The following is a 17,482-nucleotide window of genomic DNA, read 5'->3' as shown; positions in this document are numbered from 1 at the left end:
CGTCCTCCTGCAAGAAAGAGCTGGCAGCCAGGTGGTCAGCGGTTGGTCAGTAGGCGGTCGCGGATTTCCAGTGCCTGCGGATTGACCAGGTTGATGGGCTTGCCGTCCAGCCAGGCCAGGATGCTGTCAAACGCCTGGCTGAAATACAGCTCGTAGCTTTCCTGTTCGACATAGCCGATATGCGGCGTGCACAGGCAGTTTTCCAGTCGCAGCAGGGCCTGGCCCTGCAGCACCGGTTCGTTTTCGAACACATCGATGGCGGCCATGCCGGGACGACCGCGATTGAGGGCGGTGATCAGCGCATCGGGCTGCAGCAGTTCGGCACGTGCCGTGTTGATCAGGGTGGCCGTGGGCTTCATGCGGAGCAGGTCTTCCAGCCGCACAGTGCCGCGGGTCTCGGGCGTGAGGCGCAGATGCAGGCTGAGGTAGTCGCTGTCGCTGAACAGCTGCTCTTGGCTGAGTGCCGGCGTATAACCCAGTTGCGTGGCTTCATTGCGGGCGCGATCACTGCCGCCCACCAGCACCTGCATGCCGAAGGCCTTGCCGTAGCCGGCTACCAGCTTGCCGATCTGGCCAAAGCCCCACAGGCCGAGCGTCTTGCCACGGAGCACGGTGCCAATGCCGAAATTGGGTGGCATGGACAAGGCCTTGAGGCCGGATTGTTGCCAGACGCCATGGCGCAGGTTGGCCATGTAGTGCGGAATGCGTCGGCTGGCGGCCATGATCAGGCCCCAGGTCAGTTCGGCAGCGGCATAGGGGGAGCCGGTACCGGCTGCCACGGCAATGCCGAAATCGGTACAGGCATTGAGATCGATATGGTCGCCTACGCGGCCGGTTTGCACGATCAGCTTGAGGCGCGGCAGCTTTTCCAGCAGGGCGCGGTTGAGTGCCGTGCGCTCGCGGATCAGGACGATGATGTCGGCATCCTTCAGGCGTACGGACAGCTGGCCGATGCCCTTGACGGTGTTGGTGTACACCTTGGCGTTAAAGGCATCCAGCTTGCTGGCGCAGGGCAGCTTGCGCACGGCATCCTGATAGTCGTCCAGAATCACAATGTTCATGCGCACATTGTGCCTAAAGCTGAAGTAAAAACCGCGATGGCAGAGGGCAAATTTGCATTCACTGCAGAAAGCTTGCAATTTGACACATCTGCCGGTGCGGTGCGCTCCGTGCAGAAGATGCCCCGGGCCGGGAGGTGCACAACAGGCGGCTTAGCCCAGACGCAGGAAATGCTCTTCCTGGGCGACGAGCTGCTCCAGTTGCTGGCAGACGTCCGCCAGTTTGCCGCTCAGGTAGAGACGATCCGGCGTGGCGGCAGGCAGCGGATGCGGACGGGCGCCGGTTTGCAGTGCAGGTGTGCCTGCTGCCGCATACAGGCGTGCGGGGGCGTGTTGCAGAGGGGCTGGGACCAGCTGCAAGGGCATTGGGGACAAGGGCAGCTGGGCTTGTCTGGCCTGGCGCAGCGCGAGGCGGGCGGCGGCACTGCAGGGGCGCGCTGCCGGCTGCGGTGGATGGGTGGCCGCGATGTCGGCATCGGACTTGTAGGCCTGGCTTGCATCGCGCAGGATGGCCATGGGGCGCTGGACGGGATCGGCCTGCTGGCCGGTGAACCAGTTGCGGATGGTCTGGAAGGTGGTTGCGGCATTCATGGTGTTGCTCCTATGGGCGGTGTTGACACATAGGCAGGATTGGAATGCTGGCTGACCGCAAGGGTTGTCCCTGCCACCTGCAAGGCAGCATGTACAACGCCCGCCACCTTGTGGCAGCCTGATGGGGAATGGTGCTTACATGAGCACGCTGTTGCGGATCAGGCCGACGGCCAGACCTTCGATGGCGAAGGGTTCGCCGGGCTGCACCACAATGGTGGGGTAGTCCGGATTTTCGGCGTGCAGGGCGATGTGGTCCGGACGGCGTTCGTAGCGCTTGACGGTGACTTCATCTCCCACGCGGGCGACCACGATCTGGCCGTTGCGCACGTTTTGCGTGGCCTGCACGGCAAGCAGGTCGCCATCAAGAATGCCGACATCGCGCATGGACATGCCACGTACCTGCAGCAGGTAGTCGGGCTTGTGGGCAAACAGCGTGGGGGCCACGTGGTAGACGGTATCGACATGCTCCTGCGCCAGGACCGGCGAACCGGCCGCGACGCGGCCAATCAGCGGCAGGGCCAGTTGTGACAGGGCCTCGAGTATGCCGGATTGGGCGTCACCCTCCGGGTGGCGCAGGCGGATGCCGCGCGACGTGCCACTGACCAGTTCGATGGCCCCCTTGCGTGCCAGCGCCTGCAGGTGTTCTTCGGCGGCGTTGGCCGACTTGAAGCCCAGTTCGGCGGCGATTTCGGCACGCGTGGGGGGTGCGCCGGTATTGGCAATGGCCTGCTGGATCAGGTCCAGGATCTGTTGCTGGCGAGCGGTGAGTTTGATGGCGGGTTTCATGGTCTACACTGCTGGTTGGATTTGGGGATGCATACATGCTGTTTGCACATACAGTACCTGTATTTTTAACCAGCTTTTTGTCTTTGGCAAGAGGAAATCGCCCAAATGGGAAAAATTGTTGTTTTGGCCACAGGGGGCACGATAGCCGGCGAAGCCGCCAGCGCGGCAGATGCGGTTGGCTATCAGGCCGCACAGCGCCCGGTGGAAGCCCTGCTGGCAGCTGCCAGCGTACTGGGTGATGGCCGCCAGGTGCTGGAGGCGCAACAGCTGGTGCAAATCGACAGCAAGGACATGGACATGGCGGTCTGGCAACAGCTGGCGCAGGCCTGTGCCGATGCTCTCGCGCGTGGGGATGTGCGTGCCGTGGTGATCACGCACGGCACCGACACACTGGAAGAAACCGCCTACTTCCTGCAGCGCGTACTGGCTGCGGCCCCGGGCGGCTGGCAGGCGCAGGGCAAGGCGGTGGTGCTGACGGCAGCGATGCGTCCGGCGACGGCCCGTCTGAGTGATGGGCCGCAGAATCTGGCCGATGCCCTGACACTGGCCTCTGATCCGGCGGCCTGTGGCGTGCTGGCGGTGGTGGCAGGCAAGGTGTTTGCAGCCCGCGACATCAGCAAGATTTATCCTTATCGGCTGGATGCGTTTTCAGCCGGTGATGCCGGCCTGCTGGCCTGGCTGGAAGAGGGCGAGGTGCGCTGGCTGCGCGCTGCGCCGCCGTGGCCAAGAACGGACAGCGAGTTGTGGCGCCGGGTGCAGGATACCCCGGCAGATGACTGGCCCTGGGTGGAACTGTTGTCCAGCCATGCCGGCAGCAGCGCACGTGCATTGCAGGCGCTGGTGCAAGCGGGCGTGGACGGGCTGGTACTGGCCGGTACCGGCAATGCCACCGTGCACCACCAGCTGGAGCAGGCCGCAGTGCTGGCGCAGCAGCAAGGGGTGCCGGTCTGGCGCAGCAGCCGATGTCTGGCTGGTCAGGTGGTGCCTGGCGGCAGCAGCGCGATTCCGCTGGCGTTGCAGGAGGGGCAGCCCTTGTCGCCGGTGAAGGCGCGTATCGCGCTGTTGCTGCAGTTGTTGCTGCAGGCAGGTTAGGGCCGGGCCGCACTGGTTGAGGTGCTGCACCTGCCACAAGGCCTGGCTGGGGGCGTGCCAGCTGGCAGGAACGGGCGGTGTGCTCATGAAAGCCCTTGCGCAAAAAAGGGGCTGTTGCCAGCCCCTTGCAGGATGAGGGAGGGGGAATCAGCTTTCCAGGGCCTGGAAGGCGCTGGCGGTGATCTCCTCTACGCTGCCCATGCCGCTGATGGCGCGGTACTTGGGAGCGGCAGCCGGATCTTCCTTGGCCCAGTTGCTGTAGTAGTCCACCAGCGGACGGGTTTGCTGGCTGTAGACTTCCAGGCGCTTCTTGACGGTTTCTTCCTTGTCGTCGTCGCGCTGCACCAGCGGCTCGCCGGTGATGTCATCCACGCCTTCGGCCTGGGGCGGGTTGAACTTGACGTGGTAGGTGCGGCCGGAAGCGGGGTGGCTGCGGCGGCCGCTCATGCGCTCGATGATGGCCTCGAAGGGCACGTCGATTTCCAGCACGTAATCCAGGTTGACACCGGCTTCCTTCATGGCCTCGGCCTGGGGAATGGTGCGCGGGAAGCCGTCGAACAGGAAACCGTTGGCGCAGTCGGGCTGGGCGATGCGCTCTTTCACCAGATTGATGATCAGGTCGTCGCTGACCAGACCGCCGGCGTCCATCACCTTCTTGGCCTCGATGCCCAGCGGGGTGCCGGCCTTGACGGCAGCACGCAGCATGTCACCGGTGGAAATCTGCGGAATGCCGTATTTCTGGCAGATGAAGTTGGCTTGCGTACCTTTGCCGGCGCCGGGTGCGCCCAGGAGAATCAGTTTCATGGTGTGGATCCTTGGTCTGGTTCGGAGCCCGGAAATGCCTTCCGGGATGCGTGTTTGTCATGGGCGGCCCGCAGGCGACCTGTCTTCCTCCCGCGCCAACTGGCGCAAGGGAACACCCAAGAATACCATGGCAACCAGCTGTAACAACAGTTTGTCAGTGCACGATGCCTAGGGTTTGCCCGAGTGGCTTCAGCCGAGCTGGGCCAGCCGCATCACTTCGCGCGAGAGGGCGGTCTTGCCTTCGGCCAGCATGGCGCGGTGGCGGTCCAGCCGGCCCAGGTCGTACAGGTAGTTGACCATCAGGCCATAGGACTGCTTTTGCCCCTTGGCCGAGGGGTCGGCCAGCCAATGCACATGCTCGAGCCGGGCACCGTTGCCCAGGTGGAAGCGTGCCACCGGATCAAGCGGCTGGCCGCGTTCATTCAGGCGGCTCAGGTAGCGTGCGGCGGCACCACGCAGCAGCAGCTGGGCCGGGTTGTTGGCATCGCGCGGCTGTGTGCTGTCGATGCCGGTTGGCCACTGGCGCAGCCAGTCTTCCTCGGACAGGCCGCTGGCCTCGACCAGTGGCTGACGCAACTTTGGCGACACCGCCTGGGCCACGCTTTCGGCGTTCTGCGCCTGCTCCAGCCACTTGCGGAAACCCGGAATCGGCGACAGTGTGGCAAAGCGCTTGATTTGCGGCAGCTCGGTCTGCAATGCCTCGACCACGCGCTTGATCAGCGAATCGCCAAAACCGACGCCGCGCAGGCCGGTCTGGGTGTTGCTGATGGAGTAGAAGATGGCGGTGTTGGCACGCGCCAGGTCGACATCGCCGGCGCTGACGTCCAGCAGCGGGACCATGTTGTCGGCCAGTTCGCGCGTCAGGGCCACTTCGACGAAGATCAGCGGTTCGTTGGGCAGGCGCTGGTGAAAGAAGGCAAAGCAGCGGCGGTCGTGGTCCAGCCGGTTCTTGGCATCGTCCCAGCTGACGATATCGTGCACGGCTTCGTACTTGATGAGTTTTTCGATCAGCGAAGCGGGCGAATCCCAGTTGATGGTCTGCAGTTGCAGAAAGCCGATGTCGAACCAGCCGGTGAACAGGTGTTCCAGCTCGGCGTCGAGCGGCAGCAGCGCCGGTTCGCGCTTGAGCTGGCGCATCAGTTCGGTGCGCAGATCCAGCAGGAAGCGCATGCCGTGGCGGGTGGCGCTGATGCGCTGCAGCAGGCGCGTGCGCGGCGAGTGAAAGGCCTTGCGCAGGCGGATTTCGGCCTGGGCCTCTTCGGCGGTGCCGAGGGCGGCATCGTACTGCTCCTTGGCCTGGCGTACCTTGCTGGCATCCGGCGCAAACTGCTCGGTCATCAGGCGCCAGGCATCGGCGCGGGCTTCGGTGTCGGCTTCCAGGTACCAGTCGACGAAAGGCTGGGCCTGCCGGATCGCCTCGGCCTCGCTGATGCGCGGTTCGACAATGGCCTGCAGATCCGCCAGCAGCTTGCGCAGATTGCGGGGACTGAGCTGCTCCGGCTCCACGCGCAGGTAGGCATCCATGCGCTCCTGGGTGGAGCGGCCGGGGGTGTGCGGGTCCGGCTGGCTGCTGCCCTGGCGCGGCGCATCGACCAGACCGCTCATGCCCACACTAGACAGCGCCTGCGGCAGCAGGCGGGCCAGATGGCGGCTGAAGGTGCTGCTGGTGGGGCTGGATGCGGGCATGGGTTTCCTCCTGGTACTGTGGGTGATCTTTGTAGCTGGGGGTGGTCAGGGCGGCTTCAACGGGAGAGGCTCAATCCAGTGGCTGGCGTTCGAACACCAGATCCCAGACGCCGTGGCCCAGGCGCAGGCCGCGGTTTTCGAATTTGGTCAGCGGACGGTAGTGCGGCTTGTCGGCGTAGCCCTGTGCGTGCGGGCTGGTGTTGCGCAGCAGGATCTCGGCACCCAGCACTTCCAGCATCTGTTCGGCATAGGGCTGCCAGTCGGTGGCGCAGTGGATATAGCCACCGGGAGCCAGGCGTTCGGCCAGCTTGCGCACCAGTGCCGGCTGGATCAGACGGCGCTTGTTGTGGCGCTTCTTGTGCCAGGGGTCGGGGAAGAACACGTGCACGCCATGCAGGCTGCCATGCGGCAGCATGTGATCGATCACTTCCACGGCATCGTGCGCGCAGATGCGGATATTCTGCAGGCCCTGTTCGCCGATGCGCTTGAGCAGGGCGCCCACGCCGGGTTCGTGCACTTCGCAGCAGAGGAAGTTGGTGTCGGGCAGCACGCCGGCGATATGCGCCGTGGCTTCGCCCATGCCAAAGCCGATTTCCAGCACGACCGGGGCCGGGCGGCCGAAGGCCTGTTCCATGTCCAGGGGTTCGGCGGCGTAGGGCAGCAGGAATCGGTCACCGAACTCGGCATAGGCCTTGGCCTGGCCGGTGGTGACGCGGCCGGTGCGGCGCACAAAGCTGCGGATGGTACGCGGATGCGCCACGCCTTCCGGGGGCTGGGCGGCATCGGGGGAATCTGGGGATGGCTGGGACGGGGTATCGGAACTCATGGATGTAGGAGCGGCAATGCAGGGAGGCCGCCCGCAGGGGCGACCGGTCAGACTGCATCGTACCCGATGCGCGCCGGGATCGGCGATCCCGGCAGGGCGCTGATGTGACTCAGTCCTCGCTCTCTTCCTCGTCGTCTTCGTCTTCGTAGTAATCGTAGGGCAGCGGCTGGCCCTGCAGCTCGTTGATGAGGGCTTCGCGGTAGTGCGCCAGGCGTTCGGCCAGTGCGCCGACTTCGGAGCTGTCGCAATCGACGATATCGCCTACCAGCAGATCAGGCTGGGTGGACAGGATGGTTTCGATGTAGCGGTCAGCCAGATCGGCGGCAGCCAGCAGCTTTGCGGTATCGCTCACGGGAATCTCCTTGCGCATCAGAAGGACAGGGACGGGCAGATGCAAATGCCACCGGACCACCTTAGCAGGACCGTGTGATGCTGGTGTGACTCCGGGTGGGCAAGTGGTGTCAGGGCGTAACCGGGTAGCGCTGCTGCCAGTGCGGGATCCAGCCCGCCAAAAGGGCGTCCGGTGTGCCGGTCTGGCCGGCGGGCAGGCCGAGCGCCTGGGCCGCGCGCTGCAGGTTGTCCGGCTCCTGTCCGGCGGGCAGGGGTTGCGCCGCATTCTGCTTGGAGAGTTTCTCGCCATTCGGGCCCAGTACCAGCGGCGTGTGCAGATAGCGCGGCGTGGGCAGGCCGAGCGCCTGCTGCAGCACGATCTGGCGCGCGGTGTTGTCGGCCAGATCTTCGCCGCGCACGACGTCGGTGATGCCCTGCAGTGCGTCGTCCACGACGACAGCCAGCTGGTAGGCCCAGAGGCCATCGGCGCGGCGCAGCACGAAGTCGCCCACGGCCTGCCGCACCGGCTGCTGTTGTGCGCCCAGGCGGCGGTCGTGCCAGGACACGATGGCATCGGGGGGCTGCCCGCTGCGCTGCAGGCAGGCGGCCACATCGAGTCGCCAGGCGCGTGCCGGTTGGCCCTGCAGGCCACCGCGCGAGGGGTGGCAGGTGCCGGGATAGACCAGTTCGCCATGACGGGCCTGCTGCTGGCCGCTGCGGGCCAGGACGGCCGCAATGTCCTTGCGCGAACAGCCGCAGGGGTAGGCCAGGCCGGCATCGGTCAGTTGCTGCAGGGCCTGCTCGTAATGGGGGTGGCGCTGCGATTGCAGCAGCGGTGCTTCATCCGGCCGCATGCCGTGATCGTGCAGCTGCTGCAGGATTTGCGCGGTGTGCGCCGGGCTGCAGCGCGGGGTATCGACGTCCTCTATACGCACCAGCCAGCGCCCGCCCTGGGCGCGCGCATCCAGCCAGCTGGCGAGCGCGGCCACCAGCGAGCCGGCGTGCAGCGCGCCGGTGGGGGAAGGAGCGAATCGGCCGATGGTCATGGTGCAGCCTGCAGTGTAGCAAGCACCTCAGCCGCGCGGATGCGCGTGGCCGGAGAGCAGCGCGCACTGGGTTGCGGAACTGTCCAGTTGCTGCAGCCACCATTGCAGGGCCTGGCCTTGCAGCTGCTTGCCGCGGTGCCAGGCGTAGTAGCTGGAAAAATGGGTTTCATGCTGCTCCTGCGCCAGCTGCTTGCGGATCAGGGTACCGTTGTCCAGATGCGGCTGCACCAGGTGCAGCGGTACATGACCGACACCGATGCCACGCAGCTGGGCGGAAATCTTGGCCGCCATGTTCGGCACGGCCAGCACCTCCTGTCCGGCGAGCAGGCCGACGGTGCGTCCCTGGCCGTGTGCGGCACTGTCGGCGACAGCAACGGCACGGTATTGGCGCAGGTCGTCGGGTGTCAGCGGCTGCTCCAGCATGGCCAGCGGATGGTCCGGGGCTACCGCGTAGATGAACTCGACATCGCCCAGATGGCGGGCATCGATCAGATGGTCACTCCAGCCGGTGTCCAGCACTGCGCCAATTGCCAGATCGGCCTGACCCAGGCTGAGCGCCTCCAGCGTGCCGCTCATCACCTCTTCGCGGATGCGGATGCGCGTGGGCGCACCGAGTTCGAAAAACGCCTGGCACAACTCCAGCACGGTGCCGGTATCAATCAGGTTGTCCATCACGATATTCAGGTGCGACTCCCAGCCGGTGGCGATGCGGCGCACGCGCTGGGCAATGCGGCCGGTTTCGCTCAGCAGCCGGGAGCCCTCCTGCAGCAGTTCCAGGCCGGCGGCCGTGGGGATGGCGCGGCGGCCCTGGCGGTTGAACAGCAGCACATCGAGCGCGTCTTCCATCTGGCGCACGCGGTAGCTGAGGGCGCTGGGTACCAGATCCAGCGTACGCGCCGCGGCGGCAAAACTGCCGTGATCGGCAATCGCCTGCAGCATGCGCAGATTCGCCGGGTGGAGCTGGTCATGCAGGTGGTCGAGATTCATGGTTCAAAAAATTTGATCGATGAGATCAATTAAGGTTGTTATTCGTTGATGTATCGGGTTCTACCATACACATCGTGGTTCGGCCAGAAGGTCTGGACCAATCCTTCATTCATTTTCATATACAAGTATTCATCATGTCCCAAACTACGACTTCCCAGACTGTTTCCACCACGGCGGCCGATTCCGCCAACCTGATCGGTCGCCTGCTGCTGGCAGCACTGTTTCTGCCGGCCGGCATCAGCAAGCTGACCGGTTTTGCCGGTACCGTAGGCTATATCCAGTCGGTCGGCATGCCGCTGCCGGAGCTGGCGGCCATTGTGGGCGCGGCTGTCGAAATCCTGGGCGCACTGGCGCTGATCATCGGTTTCCGCACCCGCATCGCAGCCCTGGTACTGGGCGGCTTCACGCTGGTGGCCAGCTTCTTCTTCCACGCCTACTGGTCGGCTCCGGCAGATGCGCAGATGGTGCAACAGCTGCTGTTCAACAAGAACATCGCCGTTGTGGGTGGTCTGCTGGTGCTGGCTGCTGCAGGTGCAGGCCGTCTGTCCATCGACGCACGCCGCGCCTGAGAGTTTGCTAAGCTAGCTGCCTGACCGATTCCCAGGAGAAGCTGCCCATGTCCGCCAAGATTGTTGTCGTCTACCACTCCGGCTACGGCCATACCCAGCGCATGGCCCAGGCCGTGGCGGACGGGGCGGGCGCACGCGCCATTGCCATCGATGCCGACGGCCAGCTGCCCGAGCCGGCCTGGAAGCTGCTGGATGCCGCAGACGCCATCATCCTGGGTACCCCGACCTACATGGGCGGCCCGAGCTGGCAGTTCAAGCGCTTTGCCGATGCCACCTCCAAACAATGGTTTGTGCAGGCCTGGAAAGACAAGCTGTTTGGCGGCTTTACCAACAGCGCCGGCATGAACGGGGACAAGCAGAACACCCTGCAATACCTGCAGGCGCTGGCCAGCCAGCACGGCGGCCTCTGGATCAGCCTGGGCGTCCTGCCGTCCAGCAGCAAGGAGGCAGGCCGCCACGATCCCAATTACCTGGGAGCCTATGCCGGCGCCATGGCACAAACGCCTTCCGACGCCAGCGTGGAAGACATGCTGCAGGGCGATCTGGATACGGCGCGAGCCTATGGCGAGCGTGTGGCGGCGGTGGCAGCGCGCTGGAAACAGGGCTGAATCTGCCGAAACCTCCCTGCTTTCAGTGGGCATATCGCTGCCCAGACCTGGCAAATCGGCTAGCATGGGCCACAGCCCCACTGGCTGCAAGGAGCCCCCCATGAGCGATATCTGGCTGACATCCCTGATCACCGACACCCCGCAACAAGGTTTTGAGCTGGCCATTACTCTCAGCCGGCGCGGCGTCAAGTCCACCCAGCCTGATCCCGAGGTGCTGAAGCGCTTGCGGGCCGACTATGCCAATTCGGCCGATGGCTTGACAGCAGCCTCGCAGGTGATTGCGGTGAACTTCCAGACCGTGGCTGCCGCCAACAACTACTGGCGCCAGTAAGCCATGACCTCGATACCAGACAAGGCGTATTGGCCGCTCGACTACGACTGGTCGCGCCGTGGCGGCCGCTGGGATGTCCATACCGATGTGCTGCTGCTGGCCGATGCCGGCCATGATCCGGCCTGCGCCCAGGCGCTGGCGGACTGGGTGGCGCAGCAGCACCAGGATCGTGCCCGGGTAGATGGCGTGGAGCGCGCCATCGTCTATGCCGGCGGCGTGCAGGGCTACCTGGAAGGCTACACCTTGTACCTGCATTCGCGTGGTGAAGATGCCTTTGACAGCCTGAGCCATTATTCGCGCGAAATTGCCCGCTTTCTGCGTCGCCAGGGCTGCCAGGCAGCATTGCGCTGGACCGAGGCGCGCCACGACCGTCCTGACCACCAACTGCAGTGGCCCTGAGCCGCTACGCTGTTACCTGCCGGCAGCCAGCCGGGACACAGCCCGCGGCTTAAAATGCCCGGATGTTTGTCCACCTCCGCCTCCACTCCGAATTCTCTGTCGTCGATGGCACCGTCCGCATCGATGACGCCGTAGCCGCTGCGGCCAGCGATGGCCAGCCGGCCATGGCTCTGACCGATCTGAACAACATGTTTGGCGCGGTCAAGTTCTACAAGACGGCGCAGAAGAAGGGCGTGCAGCCGATTCTGGGCGCGGAGGTGATGCTGGAAGACCTGCTGCCGCCCGTCAAGGACCGTCCGCTGCCGCGCGTGTTGCTGCTGGCGCAGGGGCACCAGGGCTATCTCAACCTGTGCGAGCTGCTGTCGCGTGGCTGGATCCACGTTGGCAACAAGGCCCAGGCCAGCCTGCGCTGGGAATGGTTGCAGGAGCTGTCCGATGACCTGATCATGCTGTCGGGCGCGCAGGCCGGTCCGCTTGGCCCGGCCTTGCTCGCCGGCGATCCGGAGCAGGCGCATGACGTGGCCATGCAATGCGTGCAGGCTTTTCCGAACCGTTTCTACCTGGAGCTGCAGCGTGCCGGCCGCAGCACCGACGAACCGCATGTGATCGCCGCCATGCAGCTGGCGCAGCGCATGCAGCTGCCGGTGGTGGCCACCCACCCGATCCAGTTCCAGACCCCGGCCGAGTTCGAGGCGCATGAGGCACGCGTCTGTATCGCCGAAGGCGAAATCCTGGGCAACCAGCGCCGCCCGCGCCATTTCACCGAGCAGCAGTATTTCCACAGCAGCGCCCAGATGCAGGCGCTGTTTGCCGATATTCCCTCGGCGCTGGAAAACACCGTCGAGATTGCGAAGCGCACCCACCTGACACTGACGCTGGGCAAGGCGCAGCTACCGGACTACCCGATTCCCGATGGCCTGACCATGGACGAGTATTTCCGCCAGCTCTCCTTCGAGGGGCTGGAACAGCGCCTGCAACATCTCTATCCCGATCCGGCCAGGCGCGATGCCGAACGCCCGCGCTATGTGGAGCGGCTGGAGTTCGAGCTCGGCACCATCATCAACATGGGTTTCCCGGGCTACTTCCTGATCGTGCAGGACTTCATCAACTGGGCCAAGAACAACGGCTGCCCGGTGGGGCCGGGCCGGGGTTCCGGTGCCGGCTCGCTGGTCGCCTATGTGCTCAAGATTACCGATCTGGATCCGCTGGAGTACAGCCTGCTGTTCGAGCGTTTCCTGAATCCGGAACGGGTCTCCATGCCCGACTTCGATATCGACTTCTGCCAGACCAACCGTGATCGCGTGATCGATTACGTGAAGGACAAGTACGGCCGCGCGGCGGTGAGCCAGATTGCCACCTTCGGCACGATGGCGGCGCGCGCCGCGATCCGCGACGTCGGCCGCGTGCTCGACCTGAGCTATACCTTTTGCGATGGCATCAGCAAGCTGATTCCGAACAAGCCGGGCAAGCCGGTGACAATCCAGTATCCGCCCGAGGGCCTGAGCGGCGAGGCGCTGGAAAAATACGCGATTGCGGCCGAGCCGCAGCTGGCCGAACGCATCGAGAACGATGACGAGGTGCGTACCCTGATCGAGATGGCGCAGAAGCTCGAGGGCGTGACGCGCAACATCGGCATGCACGCCGGTGGCGTGCTGATCGCGCCGGGCAAGCTGACCGATTTCACCCCGCTGTACCAGCAGCCCGGCAGCGAATCGGCCGTCAGCCAGTACGACAAGGACGACGTGGAAGCGGTTGGTCTGGTCAAGTTCGACTTTCTGGGGCTGGCCACGCTGACCATCATGGAACTGGCGCGCGAGTTCATCCGCCAGCGCCACCAGGGCCGTGAGAACTTCAGCTTTGACGATATTCCGCTGGACGACAAGCCAACCTACAAGCTGTTCCAGGAAGGCAAGACCGAAGCCGTATTCCAGTTTGAAAGCCGCGGCATGCAGGGCATGTTGCGCGATGCGCGTCCGACGCGGCTGGAAGACCTGATTGCGCTGAACGCGCTCTACCGTCCGGGCCCGATGGATCTGATTCCGAGCTTTGTCGCGCGCAAGCACGGCCGCGAGGAAGTGGAATACCCGCACCCGCTGGTGGCCGACATGCTGAGCGAGACCTACGGCATCATGGTCTACCAGGAGCAGGTGATGCTGACGGCACAGATTCTCGGCGGTTACACGCTGGGCGGTGCCGACCTGCTGCGTCGTGCCATGGGCAAGAAAAAGGCCGAGGAAATGGCGGAGCACCGCCTGATCTTCCGCAAGGGCGCCGCCGGCAACGGCATCAGCGAGCAGAAGGCCGACGAGATCTTCGACCTGATGGAGAAGTTTGCCGGCTACGGTTTCAACAAGTCGCACGCTGCCGCCTATTCGCTGCTGGCCTACCAGACTGGCTGGCTCAAGGTGCACTACACGGCCGAATTCTTCTGCGCCAACATGACGGTGGAAATGGACAACACCGACAAGCTCAAGGTGCTGTACGAAGATGCCTGCAAGATGGGCATGGGTTTCGAGCTGCCGGATGTGAACCGCAGCAACTACCGCTTCGAGCCGGTGACGGACCAGGTGATCCGCTACGGCCTGGGCGCGATCAAGGGCACGGGCGAGAACGCCATCAAGGCGATCACCGACGCGCGCGAGGAGGGCGGGCCGTTTACCAGCCTGTTCGATTTCTGCAACCGGGTGGACCGCACGCGCCTGAACAAGCGCACGGTGGAAGCGCTGATCCGTGGCGGTGCCTTCGACAACCTGCACCTGAACCGTGCCGAGCTGATTGCCAGCGTCGATCTGGCCTTTGAATTTGCCGCCACGCAGGCGGCCAACGCCAATCAGGGCGGCCTGTTCGACATGCTCGATGGCCCCGGCTCCAGCACCGACGAGCCGCCGCTGGTCGAAACCGCGCCGTGGGGCATCAAGGAGCGGCTGGTGCAGGAGAAGACCGCGATCGGCTTCTTCCTGTCCGGCCACCTGTTTGACGAGCACGAAATCGAAATCCGCCGCTTTGCGCGCACCCGCCTGGACGACCTGAGCGACAGCCGCGACACCGTGGTGCTGGCCGGCATCGTCAGCGATTTCCGTGTCATCAATGGCCGCAGCGGCAAGCTGGCGCTGTTCAAGCTGGATGACAAGTCGGCAGTGTATGAAGTCAGCGCCGACGAGCAGGTCTGGGGTCGCCAGCCCAGCCTGCTCAAGGACGATGCGTTGATCATCGTGCAGGCAGTCACGCGCTTTGACCGCTTCAGCGGCAACCTGCGCCTGAACCTGGAGCAGATCTGGGATCTGCCCTCGGCGCGCGTGCGCTTTGGCAAGTACCTGCTGGCCAGCGTGCAGCTGGCGGGCGATGCCGCCGGCCCGGATCTGCAGCGCGTGCTGCGTGAGCATCCCGCCAAACGGGAAGTGCTCGATACCGGTGATGAGATCGTGCGCGGCCTGCCGGTGCGTCTGCAGCTGTTGCAGCGTTACCCGGAGGAGCAGGTGCAGGGCATGCTCAAGCTGGGCGATGCCTCGCGGTTTTACCCCAGCGATGCGGCATTGGCCGGGTGGATGGCGTTGTTGCCTCGGGGGGAGGTGCGGGTGGTGTACGAGTGAGGCAGGGGGATCGCGGGTTTGCTATCTGGGGGCTTCCAGGATGAGATGCAGGAAATCCTGGGAGTGCCGGTTGATGTGCTGACACCGGGCGACTTACCTCGGCCTGAACTCCAGAATCATCACCCCCGGCACGCTGCCATCCACATCCTTGGGAAGGGTGCCGGTTTTGTCGACAGCGCGTAGCACGGCCTGGTCCCAGGCCTTGTTGCCGCTGGGGCGGACGAGACGCCGGCTGGTGATGGTGCCATCAGGCGCGGCGCGGACTTCCACGTCGGCGCGCGGGTTGTCGCCATCGTTATCGGTATAGACGATATGCGGGCGAACGCGGGCGCGTACCTTGGCGGCATAGCCGGCTGACGGGCCGCCCTTGCTGCGGGCGGCCTGGCCGCTGCCTTGCGTGCCCCTGGCCTGGGCCGATCCGCTACCGCTGCCACCGGCTTGTGCCTGCAGGCGTGCCAGCTGCGCCGCGTGATCGGCGGCTTCGGCGCGCGCACGGGCTGCTGCGGCTGCATCGGCCTTGCGCTTCTGTTCGGCTGCGGCAGCAGCGGCGGCCTTGCGTTTCTGCTCGGCGGCAGCTGCAGCGGCTTGTTGCTGTTGCTGGCGTGCTTCGGCCTGTTTGCGATCGGCTTCGGCCTTGTCGCGGGCGGCCTGTTGGCGCTGCTGTTCCTGCTGCTTTTGCTGCTTCTGTTGTGCGGCCTGGCGCTGTTGTTCCTGTTCCTTGCGGCGGCGCTCGGCAATGTCAGCCTCGCGCTGCGCCTGCTCGGCAGCAGACTGGCGCGCTGCAGCGGCTTCCGCCTGGCGCTGGCGGGCGGCGGCTGCGCGTTCGGCGGCGGCCTGCTGGCGCTGTTCGGTTGCACGTTGCGCTTCGGCGGCAGCAGCCTGTTGGCGCTGCTCGGCCTCGCGCTGTGCCGCGGCGGCGGCCCGGGCCTGCTGTTCGGCTGCATCATCGGGGGCGGGTGGCTGGGGCTGTTGCGGCGGCGTACCGTCATCCCCGCGCGCACCTTCTTCCTGCGGCTGGGCATCCCAGATCTCGGCCACGAAATCGCTGTCCTGAGGCGCGGATTGCCATTGCACTCCCAGTGCGAGCAGGCCGATCAGGACGCCGTGCACCAGCAGCGCAGCCACCAGTGACAGGCCGCGGCGGGGCGTGGCCGGCGGCATCAGGCTGTCGTGGGCGGACTGCAGGCTGGTCATGGGCGAATCAGCGTGTTGTCACCGGCTGCACCGCCAGGGCAATCCGCTGTACACCAGCCTGCTTCAGCTGGCTGTAGACCTGCATCACGCTGTCGTAGGGCAGCGTCTTGTCGGCGCTGATCAGCACCGGCACCTCGGGCGAACCGGCCTGGGCCGCCTGCACGGCTGCCGCCAGACCGGAGCTGCCGATATCCTGCGGCTGGCCCTGGCGGTCGCGGCCGACGCTGATCGCGCCATCGGCACGGATCACCACGCGTACCGCGTCCTGTTGCTGGCTGGCGCTGTTGCCCACGCTGGGCAGATCCACTCGCGAGGGCTGGATCATCGGGGCGGTGACCATGAAGATGATCAGCAACACCAGCATCACGTCAATGAACGGGACCATGTTGATCTCGTTCATGGCGCGGCGGCGACGGCTGCGGGGCGCAAATCCGGGCATGGCGGGCTCCGCTCAGTGCGCTGCAGCGTGGTTCTGGCGCTGCAGGATGTTGAGGAATTCCTCGGCAAAGGTTTCCATGTCCACCGACTGACGGTCGATGTCGCGCGCAAAGTGGTTGTAGGCCAGCACGGCCGGAATCGCGGCAAACAGGCCAAGCGCCGTGGCAACCAGCGCTTCGGCGATGCCGGGCGCGACGCTGGCCAGGGTCACCTGCTCCATGGCTGACAGGCCGGTAAAGGCGTGCATGATGCCCCAGACAGTGCCAAACAGGCCGACATAGGGCGAGATGGAGCCGACCGACGCCAGAAAGGACAGCTTGCCTTCCAGCGCATCCACTTCGCGCTGGTAGCTGGCGCGCATGGCACGGCGCGTGCCATCCAGTGCCGTGGCCTCATCGACCTGGCGCTCGCGCTGTTTCAGGAACTCGCGCATGCCGCTGGCAAACATGCGCTCCATCGGGCCGGCCAGCCTGGCATTCTGGCTGGCGGCGGCATGCAGTTCCTGCAGGCTCTTGCCGGACCAGAAGCTGCGCTCGAATTCGGCGTTCTGCGAACGTGCCTTGCGCAGCTGGCCGATCTTGGCAAAGATGGCGGCCCAGCTGGCCACCGACACCACCAGCAGCACCGCCATCACGGCCTGCACGATCCAGCTGGCATTCAGCACCAGCTGCACGATATTCATGTCGTTGTTCATCCTGATCCCTTGTTGGCTGCCTTCAGGCAGCACTGTCGTCCGCGTTACCGGATTGCAGCGCCTGCAGCAGTCCGGCCGGCAGGCGTGCCGATTGCATGCGCGCGGCATCCACCCAGCCGATGCGGATGGTGCCTTCGCACAGCAGGGGTCCGTCCGGTGCGCCCAGACGTGCAGTCTGGCCGATCACGACCGAGGCTCGGCCCAGCTGCACCGGTTCCGCACTGACATACAGCACATCGTCCAGTCGTGCCGGGCGGTGGTACTTCATTTCGGTACCGGTGACCACGAACATGCCGCCGGTCTGCTCGCGCAGCGCCTGCTGTTCGATGCCCTTGGCGCGCAGCCATTCGGTGCGTGCCCGCTCGAAGAATTTCAGGTAGTTAGCATAGAAGACGATGCCGCCTGCATCGGTGTCTTCCCAGTAAACGCGGATGGCAAAGTGAAACATCATGT

19 protein-coding genes are annotated in these 17,482 nt (G+C 65.1%); 6 read left to right on the top strand and 13 right to left on the bottom strand.

The window, feature by feature from the left end; all coding sequences use genetic code 11:
- Positions 1 to 35: 35 nt before the first annotated feature.
- The 3 genes from C513_RS0102015 to lexA form a co-directional block, all read right to left on the bottom strand.
- A complete protein-coding gene (locus C513_RS0102015) occupies positions 36 to 1,061 on the bottom strand; it encodes a D-2-hydroxyacid dehydrogenase family protein (RefSeq protein ID WP_018714357.1) in 1,026 nt (341 codons plus the stop codon).
- 150 nt (positions 1,062 to 1,211) lie between these two features.
- Complete coding sequence (locus C513_RS0102010; protein ID WP_018714356.1) at positions 1,212 to 1,649, bottom strand: hypothetical protein; 438 nt, start codon at positions 1,647 to 1,649, stop codon at positions 1,212 to 1,214.
- A gap of 135 nt (positions 1,650 to 1,784) precedes the next feature.
- Positions 1,785 to 2,435 carry a transcriptional repressor LexA gene (gene lexA, locus C513_RS0102005; RefSeq protein WP_018714355.1) on the bottom strand — a complete coding sequence of 217 codons (651 nt, stop codon included), beginning with the start codon at positions 2,433 to 2,435 and terminating at the stop codon, positions 1,785 to 1,787.
- A 105-nt stretch (positions 2,436 to 2,540) separates the two neighbouring features.
- Between lexA and C513_RS0102000 the strand changes: the two genes are divergently transcribed.
- The gene (locus C513_RS0102000; RefSeq protein WP_033394738.1) at positions 2,541 to 3,527 is read left to right on the top strand and encodes an asparaginase; all 987 of its coding nucleotides are present in this window, start codon (positions 2,541 to 2,543) and stop codon (positions 3,525 to 3,527) included.
- 147 nt (positions 3,528 to 3,674) lie between these two features.
- Here the strand turns inward: C513_RS0102000 and adk are convergent, their stop codons facing one another.
- The 6 genes from adk to C513_RS0101970 all read right to left on the bottom strand — a co-directional run bounded on the left by adk (position 3,675) and on the right by C513_RS0101970 (position 9,206).
- Positions 3,675 to 4,331, bottom strand: coding sequence for an adenylate kinase (gene adk, locus C513_RS0101995; protein WP_018714353.1), 657 nt, complete (start codon positions 4,329 to 4,331; stop codon positions 3,675 to 3,677).
- Between the two features lie 189 nt (positions 4,332 to 4,520).
- Positions 4,521 to 6,017: a malonyl-CoA decarboxylase gene (locus C513_RS0101990; protein WP_018714352.1), complete on the bottom strand. Its 1,497-nt coding sequence runs from the start codon at positions 6,015 to 6,017 to the stop codon at positions 4,521 to 4,523.
- A gap of 70 nt (positions 6,018 to 6,087) precedes the next feature.
- Complete coding sequence (gene trmB / locus C513_RS0101985; RefSeq protein ID WP_026320447.1) at positions 6,088 to 6,843, bottom strand: tRNA (guanosine(46)-N7)-methyltransferase TrmB; 756 nt, start codon at positions 6,841 to 6,843, stop codon at positions 6,088 to 6,090.
- Between the two features lie 109 nt (positions 6,844 to 6,952).
- Positions 6,953 to 7,195, bottom strand: a complete 243-nt coding sequence (locus tag C513_RS12460; RefSeq protein WP_245552783.1) for a hypothetical protein — start codon at positions 7,193 to 7,195, stop codon at positions 6,953 to 6,955.
- A gap of 109 nt (positions 7,196 to 7,304) precedes the next feature.
- On the bottom strand, positions 7,305 to 8,219 hold the full coding sequence (gluQRS, locus tag C513_RS0101975) for a tRNA glutamyl-Q(34) synthetase GluQRS (protein WP_018714349.1): 915 nt from the start codon (positions 8,217 to 8,219) through the stop codon (positions 7,305 to 7,307).
- 27 nt (positions 8,220 to 8,246) lie between these two features.
- Positions 8,247 to 9,206, bottom strand: a complete 960-nt coding sequence (locus tag C513_RS0101970; protein ID WP_018714348.1) for a LysR family transcriptional regulator — start codon at positions 9,204 to 9,206, stop codon at positions 8,247 to 8,249.
- A 134-nt stretch (positions 9,207 to 9,340) separates the two neighbouring features.
- On the opposite strand from C513_RS0101970, the gene C513_RS0101965 reads away from it, so the two are divergent.
- The 5 genes from C513_RS0101965 (at position 9,341) to dnaE (ending at position 14,703) form a co-directional block, all read left to right on the top strand.
- Complete coding sequence (locus C513_RS0101965) at positions 9,341 to 9,775, top strand: DoxX family protein (protein ID WP_018714347.1); 435 nt, start codon at positions 9,341 to 9,343, stop codon at positions 9,773 to 9,775.
- Positions 9,776 to 9,822: 47 nt separating this feature from the next.
- Positions 9,823 to 10,383 (top strand): flavodoxin family protein, encoded by a 561-nt coding sequence (locus tag C513_RS0101960; RefSeq protein WP_018714346.1) that lies wholly within the window; start codon positions 9,823 to 9,825, stop codon positions 10,381 to 10,383.
- Positions 10,384 to 10,483: 100 nt separating this feature from the next.
- Positions 10,484 to 10,714 (top strand): hexameric tyrosine-coordinated heme protein, encoded by a 231-nt coding sequence (locus C513_RS0101955; RefSeq protein WP_018714345.1) that lies wholly within the window; start codon positions 10,484 to 10,486, stop codon positions 10,712 to 10,714.
- A gap of 3 nt (positions 10,715 to 10,717) precedes the next feature.
- Positions 10,718 to 11,113: a hypothetical protein gene (locus tag C513_RS0101950; RefSeq protein WP_018714344.1), complete on the top strand. Its 396-nt coding sequence runs from the start codon at positions 10,718 to 10,720 to the stop codon at positions 11,111 to 11,113.
- 62 nt (positions 11,114 to 11,175) lie between these two features.
- Positions 11,176 to 14,703, top strand: a complete 3,528-nt coding sequence (gene dnaE / locus C513_RS0101945) for a DNA polymerase III subunit alpha (RefSeq protein ID WP_018714343.1) — start codon at positions 11,176 to 11,178, stop codon at positions 14,701 to 14,703.
- A gap of 93 nt (positions 14,704 to 14,796) precedes the next feature.
- Here the strand turns inward: dnaE and tolA are convergent, their stop codons facing one another.
- Genes tolA through ybgC form a run of 4 tightly spaced genes read right to left on the bottom strand, consistent with a single transcriptional unit; the run spans position 14,797 to position 17,480 of the window.
- Positions 14,797 to 15,897 carry a cell envelope integrity protein TolA gene (tolA, locus tag C513_RS12455; RefSeq protein ID WP_018714342.1) on the bottom strand — a complete coding sequence of 367 codons (1,101 nt, stop codon included), beginning with the start codon at positions 15,895 to 15,897 and terminating at the stop codon, positions 14,797 to 14,799.
- Between the two features lie 7 nt (positions 15,898 to 15,904).
- Entirely contained in the window at positions 15,905 to 16,336 is a 432-nt protein-coding gene (gene tolR / locus C513_RS0101935; protein WP_018714341.1) for a protein TolR, read from the bottom strand.
- Between the two features lie 12 nt (positions 16,337 to 16,348).
- Complete coding sequence (gene tolQ / locus C513_RS0101930; RefSeq protein ID WP_018714340.1) at positions 16,349 to 17,029, bottom strand: protein TolQ; 681 nt, start codon at positions 17,027 to 17,029, stop codon at positions 16,349 to 16,351.
- A 22-nt stretch (positions 17,030 to 17,051) separates the two neighbouring features.
- Entirely contained in the window at positions 17,052 to 17,480 is a 429-nt protein-coding gene (gene ybgC / locus C513_RS0101925; protein ID WP_018714339.1) for a tol-pal system-associated acyl-CoA thioesterase, read from the bottom strand.
- Between the last annotated feature and the right edge of the window lie 2 nt (positions 17,481 to 17,482).

Origin of the sequence: Allobrachymonas chironomi DSM 19884 (assembly GCF_000374625.1) — a bacterium.
Taxonomy (GTDB): Bacteria; Pseudomonadota; Gammaproteobacteria; order Burkholderiales; family Burkholderiaceae_C; genus Brachymonas; species Brachymonas chironomi.
Note: the sequence above shows the minus strand (reverse complement) of the source record. Positions and strands in the feature narration are given on the sequence as shown.